This window comes from Cellulomonas biazotea (genome assembly GCF_004306155.1).
GTDB classification, from domain to species: domain Bacteria; phylum Actinomycetota; class Actinomycetes; order Actinomycetales; family Cellulomonadaceae; genus Cellulomonas; species Cellulomonas biazotea.
In genome coordinates, this window is record NZ_BIMR01000534.1 from 1 (window position 1) to 366 (window position 366).

Below are 366 nucleotides of genomic sequence, written 5' to 3' on the forward strand. Positions count from 1 at the left end.
CGTCGCACCCGGGCTGGCCACCGCGCTCGTCGCCGCCGCCGCAGCCGTGCGCGCGGCGCTCGCGCGCGTGGAGGTCGACGCGCTCCTGGCCCTCGGTCGGCCCGAGGCGGCACTCGGTGTCGCGTCCGAGGCGGGGCGCGGTGCGCCCACGGACGAGGACGCCCAGCTGGGGCTCATGCGCGCGCAGGCCGCCGCCGGGCGGACGACCGACGCGCTGCGGACGTTCGCGCGGCTGCGCGAGGCGCTCGCCGAGGAGCTCGGAGCCGACCCTCGCGCCGACCTCGTCGCGTACAACGCGCGGCTGCTCGACGGGCGCGTCGACGACGCCGTCGCCGCGGGCCGCACCGCGCCGGACGGTCCGCCGAG

At 81.1% G+C, this 366-nt stretch carries 1 protein-coding gene; it reads left to right on the forward strand.

Annotation, left to right across the window (positions count from 1 at the left end):
• Positions 1-366 (forward strand): AfsR/SARP family transcriptional regulator (locus CBZ_RS20640; protein WP_130783252.1); only part of this gene is annotated, 366 nt, incomplete at both ends.